14 protein-coding genes are annotated in these 15,477 nt (G+C 71.0%); 10 read left to right on the top strand and 4 right to left on the bottom strand.

The window, feature by feature from the left end; all coding sequences use genetic code 11:
* The first annotated feature begins 150 nt into the window (after nt 1-150).
* From ACWGJB_RS33620 to ACWGJB_RS33635, 4 genes are all read left to right on the top strand, one after another.
* On the top strand, nt 151-993 hold the full coding sequence (locus ACWGJB_RS33620) for a nitrilase-related carbon-nitrogen hydrolase (RefSeq protein ID WP_362570739.1): 843 nt from the start codon (nt 151-153) through the stop codon (nt 991-993).
* 78 nt (nt 994-1,071) lie between these two features.
* Nucleotides 1,072-2,475 carry a dihydropyrimidinase gene (gene hydA / locus ACWGJB_RS33625; protein ID WP_453383826.1) on the top strand — a complete coding sequence of 468 codons (1,404 nt, stop codon included), beginning with the start codon at nt 1,072-1,074 and terminating at the stop codon, nt 2,473-2,475.
* Nucleotides 2,476-2,486: 11 nt separating this feature from the next.
* Complete coding sequence (locus ACWGJB_RS33630; RefSeq protein ID WP_453383827.1) at nt 2,487-3,506, top strand: TIGR03842 family LLM class F420-dependent oxidoreductase; 1,020 nt, start codon at nt 2,487-2,489, stop codon at nt 3,504-3,506.
* Nucleotides 3,507-3,640: 134 nt separating this feature from the next.
* Nucleotides 3,641-5,167, top strand: a complete 1,527-nt coding sequence (locus tag ACWGJB_RS33635) for an NCS1 family nucleobase:cation symporter-1 (protein WP_453383828.1) — start codon at nt 3,641-3,643, stop codon at nt 5,165-5,167.
* 22 nt (nt 5,168-5,189) lie between these two features.
* Here the strand turns inward: ACWGJB_RS33635 and ACWGJB_RS33640 are convergent, their stop codons facing one another.
* Together ACWGJB_RS33640 and ACWGJB_RS33645 are read right to left on the bottom strand one after the other, a co-directional pair.
* A complete protein-coding gene (locus ACWGJB_RS33640) occupies nt 5,190-5,870 on the bottom strand; it encodes a hypothetical protein (RefSeq protein ID WP_453383829.1) in 681 nt (226 codons plus the stop codon).
* A 237-nt stretch (nt 5,871-6,107) separates the two neighbouring features.
* On the bottom strand, nt 6,108-6,386 hold the full coding sequence (locus ACWGJB_RS33645; protein WP_453383830.1) for a GlsB/YeaQ/YmgE family stress response membrane protein: 279 nt from the start codon (nt 6,384-6,386) through the stop codon (nt 6,108-6,110).
* A gap of 236 nt (nt 6,387-6,622) precedes the next feature.
* Here ACWGJB_RS33645 and ACWGJB_RS33650 point away from each other — a divergent pair, with 236 nt between their 5' ends.
* Both ACWGJB_RS33650 and ACWGJB_RS33655 read left to right on the top strand, forming a co-directional pair.
* Nucleotides 6,623-6,985, top strand: a complete 363-nt coding sequence (locus ACWGJB_RS33650) for an ArsR/SmtB family transcription factor (protein ID WP_453383831.1) — start codon at nt 6,623-6,625, stop codon at nt 6,983-6,985.
* Between the two features lie 236 nt (nt 6,986-7,221).
* Complete coding sequence (locus tag ACWGJB_RS33655; protein WP_453383832.1) at nt 7,222-8,925, top strand: LCP family protein; 1,704 nt, start codon at nt 7,222-7,224, stop codon at nt 8,923-8,925.
* A 154-nt stretch (nt 8,926-9,079) separates the two neighbouring features.
* On the opposite strand, the gene ACWGJB_RS33660 is transcribed toward ACWGJB_RS33655, so the two are convergent.
* Both ACWGJB_RS33660 and ACWGJB_RS33665 read right to left on the bottom strand, forming a co-directional pair.
* Nucleotides 9,080-9,766 carry an RES family NAD+ phosphorylase gene (locus ACWGJB_RS33660; protein WP_453383833.1) on the bottom strand — a complete coding sequence of 229 codons (687 nt, stop codon included), beginning with the start codon at nt 9,764-9,766 and terminating at the stop codon, nt 9,080-9,082.
* 4 nt (nt 9,767-9,770) lie between these two features.
* Nucleotides 9,771-10,493 carry a hypothetical protein gene (locus ACWGJB_RS33665; protein WP_453383834.1) on the bottom strand — a complete coding sequence of 241 codons (723 nt, stop codon included), beginning with the start codon at nt 10,491-10,493 and terminating at the stop codon, nt 9,771-9,773.
* 110 nt (nt 10,494-10,603) lie between these two features.
* Between ACWGJB_RS33665 and ACWGJB_RS33670 the strand changes: the two genes are divergently transcribed.
* The 4 genes from ACWGJB_RS33670 to ACWGJB_RS33685 are packed head-to-tail and all read left to right on the top strand — an operon-like array spanning nt 10,604 to nt 15,378.
* On the top strand, nt 10,604-11,845 hold the full coding sequence (locus ACWGJB_RS33670) for a hypothetical protein (protein ID WP_453383835.1): 1,242 nt from the start codon (nt 10,604-10,606) through the stop codon (nt 11,843-11,845).
* A complete protein-coding gene (locus tag ACWGJB_RS33675) occupies nt 11,835-13,940 on the top strand; it encodes an AAA family ATPase (protein ID WP_453383836.1) in 2,106 nt (701 codons plus the stop codon). The genes ACWGJB_RS33670 and ACWGJB_RS33675 overlap by 11 nt, the downstream gene beginning before the upstream one ends.
* The gene (locus tag ACWGJB_RS33680; RefSeq protein ID WP_453383837.1) at nt 13,931-14,647 is read left to right on the top strand and encodes a 4Fe-4S single cluster domain-containing protein; all 717 of its coding nucleotides are present in this window, start codon (nt 13,931-13,933) and stop codon (nt 14,645-14,647) included. The genes ACWGJB_RS33675 and ACWGJB_RS33680 overlap by 10 nt, the downstream gene beginning before the upstream one ends.
* The gene (locus tag ACWGJB_RS33685) at nt 14,635-15,378 is read left to right on the top strand and encodes an FHA domain-containing protein (protein ID WP_453383838.1); all 744 of its coding nucleotides are present in this window, start codon (nt 14,635-14,637) and stop codon (nt 15,376-15,378) included. The genes ACWGJB_RS33680 and ACWGJB_RS33685 overlap by 13 nt, the downstream gene beginning before the upstream one ends.
* Nucleotides 15,379-15,477 lie beyond the last annotated feature (99 nt).

Raw genomic sequence — 15,477 nt, forward strand, 5'->3', positions numbered from 1 at the left:
GCGACGACCTGGGAAAACGGCGGTGAAACATGAGCCGACGACCGCGTGACACGGTGACACGCGGAGCGCCCGCAGACGTGACACCGTGCCACTCAAAGCCCGCTTTCGGACTTTCTAGGCTCCTCGCACACCGAGCGACCGGAGGTCCCGATGAGCCGAGTGATTCGTGCCGCCCTGTTCCAGACCGCCTGGACCGGCGACAAGGAGTCGATGATCCAGGTCCACGAGCAGGCGGTCCGCGACGCGGCCGCGCAGGGCGCCCAGGTCCTGTGCTTCCAGGAACTGTTCTACGGACCCTACTTCTGCCAGGTCCAGGACAAGGCGTTCTACGAGTACGCCGAGCAGGTACCGGACGGCCCGGTCGTCCAGCGTTTCCAGGCCCTCGCGCGGGAGTTGGGCATCGTCCTGATCCTGCCGGTGTACGAGGAGGAGCAGCCCGGCGTCCTCTACAACACCGCGGCCGTGATCGACGCGGACGGCTCGTACCTCGGCAAGTACCGCAAGCACCACATTCCCCAGGTCCCCGGCTTCTGGGAGAAGTTCTACTTCCGTCCGGGCAACGCGGGCTGGCCGGTCTTCGAGACCGCGGTCGGGAAGATCGGCGTCTACATCTGCTACGACCGGCACTTCCCGGAGGGCTGGCGGGCGTTGGGCCTCGGCGGTGCCGAGATCGTCTTCAACCCGTCGGCCACCTCGCGCGGACTCTCCCGCTACCTCTGGCAGCTGGAGCAGCCGGCGGCGGCCGTGGCCAACGAGTACTTCGTCGGCGCGATCAACCGGGTCGGCGTGGAGGACCTGGGGGACAACGACTTCTACGGGACCTCGTACTTCGTGGACCCGGAGGGCCAGTTCGTCGGCGAGGTGGCCTCCGACAAGGAGACCGAACTCGTCGTCCGCGACCTGGACCTGGCCAAGCTGCGCGAGGTCCGCGACCGCTGGCAGTTCTTCCGGGACCGCCGCCCGGACGCGTACGGCCCGCTGACGGCCCCGTAGACGCGCCCCATAGGGGCGCGGGGAACTGCGCGACCAGCCACCGTCGGACCCGCACATGACCACGAAGGAGAGGACCCCATGACCGGCCGTACAGTAATCCGCGGCGGACTCGTCATCACCGCGTCCGACGAGATCCACGCCGACGTCCTGATCGAGGACGGCCGTATCGCCGCCCTCGCCGCCTCCGGAACCCCCGCCGCCGAGGCCTTCAGCGCCGAGCGGACCATCGACGCCACCGGCAAGTACGTCATTCCGGGCGGTGTCGACGCCCACACCCACATGGAGCTGCCGTTCGGCGGCACCTTCGCCTCCGACACCTTCGAGACCGGCACCCGGGCCGCCGCCTGGGGCGGTACGACGACGATCGTCGACTTCGCGGTGCAGAGCGTCGGGCACGGTCTGCGCGAGGGGCTCGACGCCTGGCACGCCAAGGCCGAGGGCAACTGCGCCATCGACTACGGCTTCCACATGATCGTCTCCGATGTGAACCAGGAGACGCTCAAGGAGATGGACCTGCTGGTCGAGGAGGGGGTGACCTCCTTCAAGCAGTTCATGGCCTACCCCGGCGTCTTCTACTCCGACGACGGCCAGATCCTGCGCGCCATGCAGCGCTCCGCCGAGAACGGCGGCCTGATCATGATGCACGCCGAGAACGGCATCGCCATCGACGTACTGGTGGAGCAGGCGCTGGCCCGCGGCGAGACCGATCCCCGCTACCACGGCGAGGTGCGCAAGGCGCTGCTGGAAGCCGAGGCCACGCACCGCGCCATCAAGCTCGCACAGGTGGCCGGCGCGCCCCTGTACGTCGTGCACGTCTCGGCGATGGAGGCGGTGGCCGAGCTGGCGCGGGCGCGCGACGAGGGGCTGCCCGTCTTCGGCGAGACCTGCCCGCAGTACCTGTTCCTGTCGACCGACAACCTCGCCGAGCCCGACTTCGAGGGCTCGAAGTACGTCTGCTCGACCCCGCTCAGGCCCAAGGAGCACCAGGCCAAGCTCTGGCAGGGTCTGCGGACCAACGACCTCCAGGTGGTCTCCACCGACCACTGCCCCTTCTGCTTCGTGGGCCAGAAGGAGCTGGGGCGAGGCGACTTCTCCAAGATCCCCAACGGCCTGCCCGGCGTCGAGAACCGCATGGACCTGCTCCACCAGGCCGTCGTCGACGGGCACATCTCGCGACGTCGCTGGATCGAGATCGCCTGCGCCGCCCCGGCCCGGATGTTCGGGATGTACCCGAAGAAGGGCACCATCACCCCGGGTGCCGACGCCGACGTCGTCATCTACGACCCGCACGCCGAGCAGATCGTCTCCGCCGAGACCCACCACATGAACGTCGACTACTCGGCGTACGAGGGCAAGCGGCTCACCGGCCGGGTCGAGACGGTCCTCTCGCGCGGCGAACTCGTCATCACCGAGCGGGCGTACACCGGACACGCCGGGCACGGCGTCTACACCCCGCGCTCCACCTGTCAGTACCTCAACTAGGAGTGGCGCCCATGGACTTCGGACTCGTCCTGCAGACCGACCCGCCGGCCTCCCGTGTCATCAGCCTGATGAAGCGGGCCGAACGCAACGGGTTCTCCTACGGCTGGACCTTCGACTCCGCCGTGCTCTGGCAGGAACCGTTCGTGATCTACAGCCAGATCCTCGCCAACACGACGAAACTGACCGTCGGGCCGATGGTCACCAACCCGGGCACCCGCACCTGGGAGGTCACCGCCTCCACCTTCGCCACCCTCAACGACATGTTCGGCAACCGCACGGTCTGCGGTATCGGCCGCGGCGACTCCGCCATGCGGGTGGCCGGGCGCAAGCCCAACACCCTCGCCCGGATCAGCGAGGCCATGCAGGTCATCCGGGCGCTGGGGCGGGGCGAGGAGGCCGACCTCGGCGGCACGGTGATCCGGTTCCCGTGGATCAAGCCCGGTGCCGAACTCCCCGTCTGGATGGCCGCGTACGGCCCGAAGGCGCTCAAGATGACCGGCGAGGAGGCCGACGGCTTCATCCTCCAGCTCTCCGACCTCTACCTCACCGAGTACATGGTGAAGGCGGTGAAGGACGCGGCGGTGGCCGCCGGACGTGACCCGTCCGAGGTCAGGATCTGCGTCGCCGCCCCGGCGTACGTCACCGAGGACGACTCGCCCGAGGCCCTGGCGCACGCCCGTGACCAGTGCCGCTGGTTCGGCGGCATGGTCGGAAACCACGTCGCCGACCTCGTCGCCAAATACGGCGAGCACTCCGCCGCCGTACCCGACGAACTCACCGACTACATCAAGTCCCGCCAGGCTTACGACTATGCGCACCACGGGCGCAGCGGCAACCCCGACACCGAGTTCGTGCCCGACGAGATCGTCGACCGGTTCTGCGTCATCGGACCGGTCGAGAAGCACATCGAGAAGCTGAACGCACTGCGCGAGCTGGGCGTCGACCAGTTCGCCGTCTACGACATGCACGACGCGCAGGAAGCCACCATCGACGCGTACGGGAGCAAGGTCATCCCGGCCGTCAACGGCTGATCCGCACACACCGGTTGATCTCCCCCTTCCCGCCGTCCCGGGAAGGGGGTCCCCCACACCCCCGGCTCACCACCCCCCTCGACGCCACCCGCACGGCCTTTCTCCCGTCCCCTCTCCTCCCGATTGGCCTGCCCATGACCGACACCGCTCCCACGGCCATACCGCCGACCGGCCAAGTCACCACCTCCGACGGGCGCGTCGAGCTCGCCCCGGGCTCCCTGCCGCCGACCGGTCCCTACGCCAACGAGGACCTGCTGCCGGTCCCCGTCGAAAAGCGCACCTGGACCACGTACAACTTCTCCGCGCTCTGGGTCGGCATGGCCCACAACACGGCGTCCTGGACCCTGGCCTCCGGGCTGATCGCGGTCGGCATGGACTGGAAACAGGCCGTGTTCACCATCGCCCTGGCCAACCTGATCGTCCTCGTCCCGATGCTGCTCACCGGGCACGCCGGACCGAAGTACGGCATCCCCTTCCCGGTCTTCGCCCGCGCCAGCTTCGGCGTACGCGGCGCCAACCTCCCCGCCGTCGTACGGGCGCTGGTGGCCTGCGGCTGGTTCGGCATCCAGACCTGGATCGGCGGCGAGGCCATCTACTTCCTCGCCGGCAAGCTCATCGGCGACAGCTGGGCGAACGCCTCGCACATCGGCGGCTACGCCTGGACCATGTGGCTGTCGTTCGCGATCTTCTGGGCACTCCAGGTCGCCATCATCTACCGGGGCATGGAGACCATCCGCCGCTTCGAGAACTGGGCCGCGCCCTTCGTGATCGTCGGCGCGGTCGTGATGCTGGTCTGGATGAGCAACAAGGCCGGCGGTCTCGGTCCGCTCTTCGACCAGCCCTCCAAGCTCGGCTGGGGCGGGGACTTCTGGAAGCTGTTCTGGCCCTCGCTGATGGGCATGATCGGCTTCTGGTCCACCCTGAGCCTGAACATCCCCGACTTCACCCGGTACGGCAGGAGCCAGAAGGCACAGACCTGGGGTCAGGCCCTCGGCCTGCCGACCACGATGACCCTGTTCGCGTTCCTGTCGGTCCTGGTGACCTCCGGTTCCCAGGCCGTGTACGGCGAGCCGATCTGGGACCCGGTCCAGCTGGCCGCCAAGACGGACAACGTGGTCGGGCTGCTCTACGCCCTGGTCACCGTCCTCGTCGCGACCCTGTCCGTGAACATCGCGGCCAACCTGGTGTCGCCGTCGTTCGACTTCTCCAACATCGCGCCCCGGAAGATCAGTTTCCGCACCGGCGCCCTGATCACCTGCGTGCTCGGTGTGGTGATCTTCCCGTGGAAGCTGTACTCCGACCCGCAGGGCTACATCTTCACCTGGCTAGGCCTGGTCGGCGGTCTGCTCGGCACGGTCGCCGGCATCCTCATCGCCGACTACTGGCTGCTGCGCCGTACCCGCCTCGACCTGACCGACCTGTACCGCACGGGCGGCCGCTACTGGTACGACGGCGGCTGGAACTGGCGGGCGGTCGTGGCCTTCCTCGTCGGCGGTGTCCTCGCCGTCGGCGGCGCCAGCTTCAAGCCGCTGTTCGACGGCCGCCCGATCCCGGCGCTGTCCTCGCTCGCCGACTACGGCTGGGCGGTCGGCCTCGGCACGTCCCTGGTGCTGTACCTGGGGCTGACCCTGCTGACGAGGCGTACCCCCGAAGAGGCATGACCGCGAAGGGCGGCCGGAACGGTCACCGGCTGCCCTTCAGCGCGGTCACCGCGCTCTTCGCCGCCTTGATGGCGCCCTTGTTGATCTCGTCCGTGGACGGCGCCTTCTTGTTCTCGAAGTCGCTGCCGTTGTAGGTGACGACCACCAGCGCGTTGGAGACCTGGGCCATCACCACGCCCTCACGGGTCTGCTGCTTGTCCTCGGTGGTGAGGTTGACCACCGAGTAGCCGCTGTCGCCGAGCCCCGGCACGGCGCCGCCGCCGCTCTTCTCCGCGACCCGGTCCTTGTACTCCTTCGCCGCCGCCGCGTCCGTGTCCATGATCTCGAACGAGACGTCGAGCCAGCGGTAGTCGTACCCCTTGAGGGCGTTCCACGAGCAGGTGCGGCGCAGCTTGGTGTCCGTGGAGGGGATCTCCTTGCCGGCTGTCTTCGCGCCCGGCACCAGCGACTTGATGGTGGCCACCGGGATACTGCCGCAGGGCGCGGGAGCGCCGGCGTAGGTCTTGGCGGCCCCCGTCGACGTCGCGGACGACGACGGGGCGTCGCTCGCAGACTGGCCGGCCGTCTGCTGGGCCGAGGTGTCACCGGAGGCGGTGGCGGACGTCTTGTCCGGACCCGACGCCATCGCCCAGCCCGCACAGGCGAGCACGGCGACCGGCGTCAGGCGCGCGGTGAGGGCGAGTGGCAGTGGTAGAGAACGCAAGTCGCACTTCTCGTGGGGGACGGTGTGCCGAGGTGTCCACACTGCGGACGGGACGCCAGTGTCACACGACTCCCTGTGGGGTGGAAGTGGAATCGGCGCCTTGCCTGTGCGGCAGGCACTTACGCCCTGTTGACGAGGCCCGCGGGCCCGTCCCCGTACATCCGGAATGTCGTGTGGCCACGGTCCCCGTACTTCCGGAATGTCGTAACTGGGCCCGGCTCCGGAAGGTGATCGGAGTCACCGCCGCGCGCGGTCGCGCGAGTTGCCGAACAGCAGCCGGTAGGCGATGAGGAGGACCAGGGAGCCGGCTATCGCGGCGCCCCAGGTGTAGAGGTCGAAGAACTGCTTCTCCACCGGGCGGTCGAGGAAGCGGGCCGAGAGCCAGCCGCCGACGAAGGCGCCCGCGATGCCGATGAGGGTGGTGCCGATCAGGCCGCCCGGGTCACGGCCGGGCAGCAGGACCTTGGCGATGGCTCCGGCGAGGAGGCCGAGGATGATCCAGCTGATGATGCCCACGTTGGTTGTCCTCCCGGTACGGGGTGGTGCCTTGCTCAGTTGCCTTGTTGCGCAAGCTTATGAACGGCGGTGGCCTTCGGCGGCGCCTGACGCCGAGCCGTCGATGATCTGTCACCCGCTCATGACAATGCGGAGAACACGTGCAGGACATTCCGGGGAGGCCGTACGGAGTCCGGTGACCGCCCGCCTACACTGAGTGCACTTCTGTGCGACGACCGTGAGGGAGGGAGCGGGCTGTGGGCGAGGACATCGGTGGAGCCACGGACCCCTCCGACGGCGTGCTGGCGGAGGCGGCCGCGGTGTTCGGGCTGCTCGCCTCACCGGCCCGGCTGCACCTCATGTGGGCGCTGTCCCAGGGCGAGAGCGACGTGACATGCCTCGCCGACCGGGTCGGCGGCGCCCTCCCCGCGGTCAGCCAGCACCTGGCCAAGCTCAGGCTCGCCGGCCTGGTGCGCTCCCGCCGGGAGGGGCGCCGGCAGATCTACTATGTGGACGATCCGGACATCGTGACCGTGGTGCGGGTGACCGTCGGACAGCTGACCGCGCGCTCGTACCAAGTTCCGGCGCCGGTGCGCCGATTGCGCGAAGCCGGGGTCTGAGAGCGCCGGGGCGGATCCGACGGCGCGGGCGCTCCCGGGGTTCCACGGGGGCGCCCGGGCGTTTCCATGAGATCACTCACCTGTGAAATCGGTCGGGATCTGTGCTGCTCGGGCCGTGGGTTTGTTAGATTGCGCAATCACGCAACCCAAGTGGGCCCACCTCGCGCCTGCCCGTACACCGCCGCGTACGGGACGACCTTACTGTCGCGGGCCCAACCCGTTCATGGGAGTGGAAGATGACCGACCCGTGGGACGGCCCGGGGGGGCAGGCCACGCGGAGCCGCACCGACCGGGTGCCCGGACAGCGCGGTGCCCAGCACGACGGGACGCGCCCGACCGGTGGCCGGGCCGCGGCCCGGCAGGCGGCCAGATCCCGCGGCGGCAGAGGGGCCCGACGGGCCAAGCCGACGGGCCGCGGCAGGCGGGCGCTGAAGATCCTCGGCCTGGTCACCGCCGTCCTGGTCCTGGTCACGGCCGGCGCGGGCTGGTGGTTCTACCAACACCTGAACGGCAACATCAACAGCGTCTCCCTCGACGGCAAGGGCGGCACCGAGAAGGCCGACGCGTTCGGCCGGACCCCGATCAACATCCTGGTGATCGGCTCGGACGGCCGGACCAGCTCCGAGGACTGCAAGCTCGGCGGCGGCTGCAAGACGACCGGGGTGCAGACCGGCAACGGCAACGCGGACGTGGAGATGGTCGTCCACATATCCGCCGACCGCTCCAACGCCACCGTCATGAGCATCCCCCGCGACACCATGGTCAACGTGCCGGCCTGCAAGGACACCGCGAGCGGCCAGTCCACGTCCGGCTACTACGGCCAGGTCAACAGCGCCCTGGAGTACGGGCCCGCCTGCCAGGTCGACACCGTCCACCAGCTCACCGGCATCACCATCGACCACTTCGTCAAGCTGGACTTCTCGGGCGTGGTCAAGATGTCCGACGCGGTCGGCGGTGTCTCCGTCTGCGTCAACTCCAACGTGTACGACACCTACTCGCACCTCAAGCTGTCCAAGGGCTCCCACACCCTCAAGGGCGAGGCCGCGCTGGAGTTCGTCCGCTCCCGGCACGGCTTCGGCGACGGCAGCGACCTCGGCCGTACCGTCTCCCAGCACATCTTCCTCAGCGCGATGATGCGCAACTTCAAGAGCGCGGGCACGCTCACCGACCCCACCGCGGTCTACAAACTCGCCGACGCCGCCACCAAGGCGCTCACCGTGGACGACGGCCTCGGCACCGTCAATAAGCTGATATCGCTCGCGGCCGACGTGAACAAGGTCCCCACCAAGCGGATGACCTTCACCACCATGCAGACCGCCCCGGACCCGAGCAACAGCAACCGCGTGGTGGTGGGCGACGGTGCCAAGGACCTGTTCGCCACCATGGCCAACGACCAGTCGCTGACCACCAGTTCCGGCAAGAAGTCGTCGGCCGCCGCGGCCACCGCGAAGCCGAAGGCCACCGTCGCGACCGTACCCGCCGCCCAGATCGCCGTGACCGTCGAGAACGGCACCGACATCACGGGCCGCGCCTCCGCGATCGCGACCTCGCTGATCTCGCAGGGCTTCAGCAGCGGTACGAGCACGGCCAACGCGCCGAGCTCCGCGACCACGACCACCGTGACCTACGGGAGCGGCGACAAGGCCGAGGCACAGACGGTCGCCAAGGCGCTGGACGTGCCCAGCTCGCACATCAAGCAGGGCACCGGCACCGGCGTGACCCTGATCATCGGCAGCGACTGGACGACCGGCTCCAGCTACCCGGCCAGCTCCGGCGACACCAAGGCCGCCGTCTCCAACGCCAACGCCTCGACCGCCGACGACTCCAAGACCTGCGCCAAGGTCAGCCCCTACAAGACGGTCAGCCTCAACGGGGTGCCGATGACACCGGCCCAGGCGTACGCGGCGGCGGGGAACAAGCCCGACTCGGACGCCGACTAGGGGGCGGCCGGGGCCTGCGATCGACCAGGTCGCGTGCCCCGGCGTCCCTCTCGGCCACGGAGACAGGCTGCCGCGCCGGCCGTTGCGAGGCGGCTCCGGAGTGTCACCGGATGTCCGTGACGCCCCTCGGGCGTGACACCGCGGACGTGCGCGGTCACGGGCGCCTTCGGGGGTGCTCGACACGAATGCGCAGCGGGGCGAGCAGGCTGTTCACGTAGTCGCGGCCGGCCGGCGTGTTCAGCTCCAGCGGGGCCTCGGACGACGGCTTGAGCAGGGCGGGGCCGTTCTCCCGCTCGTACAGGGCGCACACCTCGCTGGAGAACAGCCCCGAGTCCTGGCGCGAGGGCCAGCGCAGGCCCACCGCCCAGTCGGCCTGGCCGCGGATCCAGGAGCCCCAGCGACGGGTGCGCGGATACGCCGGGGCCTCCGCCTGCACGAGCCAGATGTCCTGGCGGACCGCCGCGAGATGGGCGTTGTCCGTCAGGTCGACCAGCGGCAGGTCGACGGCCGCGACGACCTTCGACAGCAGCATGCCCCGCACCCGGGGCTGGGTGATGCGCCGGCGCCCGTTCGGCTGCACGCGCAGATCACGGGCCAGGGTCTCGCACAGAGCGGTCAGCGGGGACAGCCCCGCATACAGATAGGGGAGCCGTTCGGGGCTCAGTTCGTCCCTGATGTGGCAGAACCGGCCGCCGCCCCAGTGCAGGTCGGCCGGTACGGCCTTGAACTCGGTGGCGTTACGGCGTTCGCTGTGCACCCGCCACAACTCGGTACCGGCGGGCAGCACATGGCGGTGCGGGGTGGCGCGGACGGCCGGGGCGGGGATCATCTGGTCGGGCACGTGCTCACCACTCCGGGATCTCGGCTCGCGCGGCGGACCGCAGGGCGTCGTCGGCCCCGGTGCCCAGGAGCCTGGCGGGCGCGGCGTTCAGCCACACGTTCGAACCCAGCCACCAGTCCGCGGCGCCCCACGGGTCCTCGTCGGCCGACAGCATCCTGTTGATCTCCACGACCACCGGGTACGGGGTTCCGGTGACCGGGTCCAGCTGGAAGGCGGGCACGTGCTCGGTGTCCCGGCCGTCGGTGAGCGTGATCAGGTACCGGAGCTCGTCCACCGTGAGGACCAGGGAGGGACGGTCGACCGAGGGTTCGGCGAGGAGCCAGGAGTCGTCGGGGTCGGGGAGGTACGAAGGGGCGGCTTCGGGTGCGAGGGCGCGACCGGCCGGCCCTTCCGTGCCCGGTGCCGCCACCGCGTTCTCCCGCAGCCGCAGCAGCGACTCCAGCAGTAACGGCCCTTCCGCCGCCGATCCGGGCGTCGGCCGGAAACGCACACCGGACGGGGTCAGCACCTCGCGCAGCGGATGCCCGGGCGGCACGAACGGCTTGACGAGAGCGTGCAGTTCGGCCGCCGCGGCCTCGGGATCCGCCTCGGCCTCCGCCAGGATCTCCCCCAACTCCTGACGCGCGGGCCCGTCCAGCAGCCCGTACAACTCACCCCAGTTGGCCTGGATCGCCTCGACCGCGTCCGCCAGGAACGACAACTCCACCACCCCCTCTCCGCCAGGCACCGTAACAGCGCAAAAAGAAGAGTGACCCGAGATCGTCGAACGGGAGTCATATGGACCGTCAGTGATGCATCATTGCCCCCTGTGACATCGCGGCCCTGGGGGAGGGTCATTTGAGCAACTCCGCGGCATACGAGTGGAGCTACGTCGACGTCGAGGCGGAACGACGGCGGGAGCTGCGCGCCCAACTGGCACAGGAGACCACCCGCTCACAGAATCTTCGCGGGCAGGCCAGGTCCCTGCGTCGCGCGTACGGCACGGCCAAGGTCGACGTGCACGTCGCCAGCGTGTCCGGCTCCGCCGACTCGGCCGAACTGGCCGCCGCGCTGGACTCGGCCCGGGCGGTCAACGAGCGCGCGGAGGCCGAACTCGCCCGCGCGGCCGCCGGCGTATGGTCGCTGCCGCCCGCCGGGAAGCAGGCGGAGAACAGCGGCAGGCCGGCCGCGAGGCCCGCCCCCGCCGCCCGGCCGAAGGCCGACCGCACCGAGCAGGTCAGGGCCGCTGCCCTGGTCGAGGCCGAGGCGCTGCTCACCCGTGACGGGCCGTCCTGCGAGCCCGACGACCTGCCTCTCTTCGCACGCCGTCTGGACGCCCTGCGCCGGGCCCGCAGCGCCGAGGAGGCCCGGACCCTCCTGCACGACCTCGGCGTACTCGTGCACAAGTCGACCCAGCGGCAGCGCAACGCGGTCCGTACGGCCGCACTGCGGGCCCGGTTGCTCGACCGCCTCGAGGACGCCGACCCGGCGGAGCACGAGCGGCTGGCGGAGGCCGTACGCGAGGCACCCGACCCCTCCCATCTGGAGGGCGAGGTCGACCTGGCCGTGGCCCGCGGGGACACCGCCCGCCACCGGTCCATGGTCGCCGACGCCCTGATGCGGGTGCTGCGCGAGCGCGACTACGCCGTGGGCGACGACTTCGCCGACCTGCTGGAGGAGAACGGCAGCGTCGTCGTGCCCTTCGGCGAGGCCGACGGCTACGGGCTGCGGTTGGCGCTCGCCCCCGACCGGCCCGGTCTCAGCACCGTGCTGGTGGCCGAGTCGGAGGCCGACCCCGAGACCGACCGCGAGGTCCAACGCTGGTTCTGTGACGAGCAGTTGCCCGGCATCGAGGAGGCGGTACGCGCACACGGCGTCGACCTGGCGCGCACTTCCACGCTGCCGCCCGGGGTGCGGCCCACGGCCGTGGTGCCCGACGGTTCCTGGCCCGACACGGGTCTCGCCCACGACCGCACGGACGAGGACGCGGACCAGGCGGACCAGGCGGAGCAGGGCGAGCAGCCGGAGCGGCGCCGGAAGAAGCGGGCCAGGCCGGCGCGGTCCACCACGTACGGGCAGGAGCGGCAGCGTGAGCACTGACAGCACGGGGGCCTTCCGCCAGGAGGAGGCCCCGACCGGGCCACCCGCACTCGCCCCGGCCTGGATCCGCGAGCTGGACATGGCGCTCACCGTGTACCCGCAGATCCTCCTCACCGGCAACGTACGCGATGTCTTCCTGCTGCCCGAGGACGCCGAGGGCGGGGTCGCCGCGCCCGAACCGGTCCACCCGGCCACGCCGTTCAATCTGGAGGAGGTCATCGAGTCGGTCTGCCGCACCCGGGGCTACGGCGCCCTCGCCCGGCAGAGCATGGTCAACGACCGGGTGATCGCCTGGCGGCTCACCAACGACCCGTTCTCCCTGCCGCCCGCCCTGCGCCGCATGGCCGAGGAGGACGCCCGCGCCGACCGTGAACGCGCGGAACGTGAACGCGCGGAACGGGACACCCCCGACGCCGATGCGGACCGGGGCGACAGCGACGGCGACGGCGACATCGAGGCCGGCATCGCCCGCTTCCGGGAGATCATGATCGGCACGGTCCAGCACACGGGCCCCGCGATCGGCCTGATCATCCCCTACACCGCCCGACTCGGCTCCCCGCGCGGTCCGGTGGCCGGAGAGGCGGCCCGACTGCTCGCCGCCGCCGAGGAGCTGGGCCATACCGCGCGCCCGGTTCGCGGCACCGGGGGCGTGACGCCGTACAACACGATCTTCTGGGTGGTCGAGAAGCAGGAGGACCTGCCGCTCGAATTCGCCATCGGCAGCCGGGCGTTACGAGTGATCACGGTGCCCGAGCCGCCCCACGACCAGCGTCACGCGGCCGGCCGGTTCGTGGTCGAGCGCCTCGCGAGGCGCCGCTCCGGCAAGGACGGGGCACCCGAGGACGCCTTACCGGCGACGGAGGCCGAGCAGCGGCAGGCGACCGAGGCGCTGGCCCGGTCCTCGTACGGCATGGGAGTCGGGGAGATCCTGGCGGTGGGCCGGATGGCCGCCGACCGGGGGCTGCCGCTGAGCCGGCTCGACGAGGCCGCCCGGCTGTACCGGGTCGGCGTACTGGACAACCCCTGGGCCACGCAGGCCGTCCGGGAGAACATCCTCAACGGCGAGGACTATCTGAACGCGGCGGTCATCGGTCAGCCGCACGCCGTCCGGCGGACCATCGAGATCTTCATGCGCTCGGCGGCCGGACTGACCGGCGCCCAGTCGTCCAGTTCCCCCAGCCGGCCGCGGGGCACGCTCTTCCTGTCGGGGCCGACCGGTGTCGGCAAGACCGAACTCGCCAAGGGCGTCGCCAAGATGATTCTCGGCGAGGACGCCCGCCCGATCCGCTTCGACATGAGCGAGTTCGCCGAGGAACACGCCAGGGACCGGCTGATCGGGGCCCCGCCCGGGTTCGTCGGGCACAGCGCGGGCGGTGAACTGACCAACGCGGTACGGGCGTCGCCGATGAGCGTGCTGCTCTTCGACGAGATCGACAAGGCGCACCCCCGGCTGTTCGACCTGTTCCTGCAGATCCTGGAGGACGGCAGGCTTACCGACGGACAGGGCGCCACGGTGCACTTCACCGAGTGCGTGCTGATCTTCACCTCGAACCTGGGGGTGTCGGCCGAGGTGATGCGGCCCAAGAACCGGCGCGGGCAGAAGAACGAACAGGCGGACGCCGACCCGGAGGCCGAGGCGGCCGAACGGCAGCCCCGGCTCAGCCGCCACGACAAGCCCGAGGACGTGCGCGAGGCACTGCGCGCGGCCTTCGACACCTTCTTCAACGACCACATCGGGCGGCCCGAGCTGCGCAACCGGTTCGGCGACAGCTTCGTGCCCATGGACTTCATCCAGCCCGACTCGGTCCGGCTCATCCTCGACAAGGCGCTCGCCTCGGTGGCCGGCCGGGTCAGGGAGGTGTACGGCGCCGAGCTGACGGTGGCCGACGACCCCTGGGAGGTCCTGCGCGTCGAGGCCACCCGCCGCCTCGACCACGGCGGGCGCGGAGTGGTGACCGCCGTGGAGTCCGCGCTGGTCAACCCGCTCTCCCGGGAACTGTTCCACCAGCGGGCCCGGCCCGGCGAGCACATCGAGATCGAGGCCGTGGACGGTCAGGACGAGGCGTACACGCTGAAGGTACGACGATGGATGTGAGCGACGACGGCCGTACGGGGGCGCGGCCCGCGCCGGAGCCGCCGGGACCCGTGCTGCGGGTGTCCCAGGTGCTCGGGCCCGTCACCGCGCTCGGGCCGGGCAGACGTCTCGGCGTGTGGGTGCAGGGCTGCCCGCTCGCCTGCGCCGGCTGTATGTCCCGGCAGACCTGGGACCCGCGGGGCGGCCACGACGTGGAGGTCGAGTGGCTGGCACGGCTGTGGCGGCGCAGCCTGGCCGAGGGCTACGACGGGCTGACCGTCAGCGGCGGTGAACCGCTGGAGCAGCCGACCGCCCTGGCCGCGTTGCTCGACGCGGCCGACCGGGTGCGCCTCGCCGCGGGCCGGGCCGACGCCGACCTGCTCGTCTACACCGGCTGGGAGGACGCCGAGATCGCCGCCTCACCCGAGGCCACGGCCGTACTCGACCGCGCGGACGCCGTCATCACCGGGCGGTACCGCGTGGCCGAACCGACCTCACTGGTCTGGCGCGGCTCCGCCAACCAGCGGCTGATCCCGCGTACTTCGCTCGGCAGCCGCCGATACGGCCCCCATCTGCGCCGCACGGCCGACCGGCCGGAACTCCAGATCCAGGTGACGGACCGGGCCGTGCACATCGTCGGCGTGCCGAGACCTGGTGAACTCAGCGCCCTGGAGCGGGACCTGTCCGCACGAGGGGTGACCTTCCGGGAGAACACATGGCGACCGTGACCACCCGCTACCGCTGCCCGGTGACCCCGGACGAGTGCCCGTCGTCGCCCCGGCGCGGCTTCTGCAAGGTCCACGAGTGGGAACAGCTCGTTGCCGAACGGGTGTACGTGACGGCGGAGCCGGAAGACGCGCCGGGGAGCAGTGATCCCGGTGGATCCGGCTCGCGCTCCGAGGCGGGTGCGGGTGCGCCGGGCGGCTCGGGCGACCGTCCGGAGGCGGGTGCGGGTGCGCCGGGGCGAGCTCGTGTCCGTCCCGAGGTGCCCGCCGACCGGCCTCGGGCCCGCACCACCCGACCGACGGCCGACGCGAACCCCCGCGCGCCCCGCGACCGCACCGCCGCACCCCCCACCCGGCTGCAGTCGCCACCGGCGTCCGGCCGGGGGGCCACCCCCGCGCCCGCCACCCCCTGCCTCGCCCTCGTGCTCGCCGGCGCCCTCGTGCCCGTACGCGCCGAAGGCCAGGGCGCCACCCGGCTGGGGCGGGACGCCACCGACTGCGCCCATGTGGCGGGCCTGGCCGGCCTCGACCAACTCTCCCGGAACCACGCCGAGCTGACCTGGCATGCGGGCCGGCTCTACATCACCGACCTGGGCTCGTCCAACGGCACCTACGTCGACGGGCAGCTCGTCACCCGCCCCGCCCAGCTCTGGCCGGGCAGCCACCGACTCCGGCTGGCCGAGGACGTGGACGTGACCCTCGTGGAACTGGACGAGTACGGCGCGCCCCGGTGACGTGACCCGCTCGCCGCCACCGCACCGGCTCCGAACTCCCCGCACCACCGCCACCCATACGACGCCCGCCTCCGTGGCGGGCACCCAGGACCCTTCGAG

The sequence above is a fragment of the Streptomyces sp. NPDC054813 genome (genome assembly GCF_053611365.1).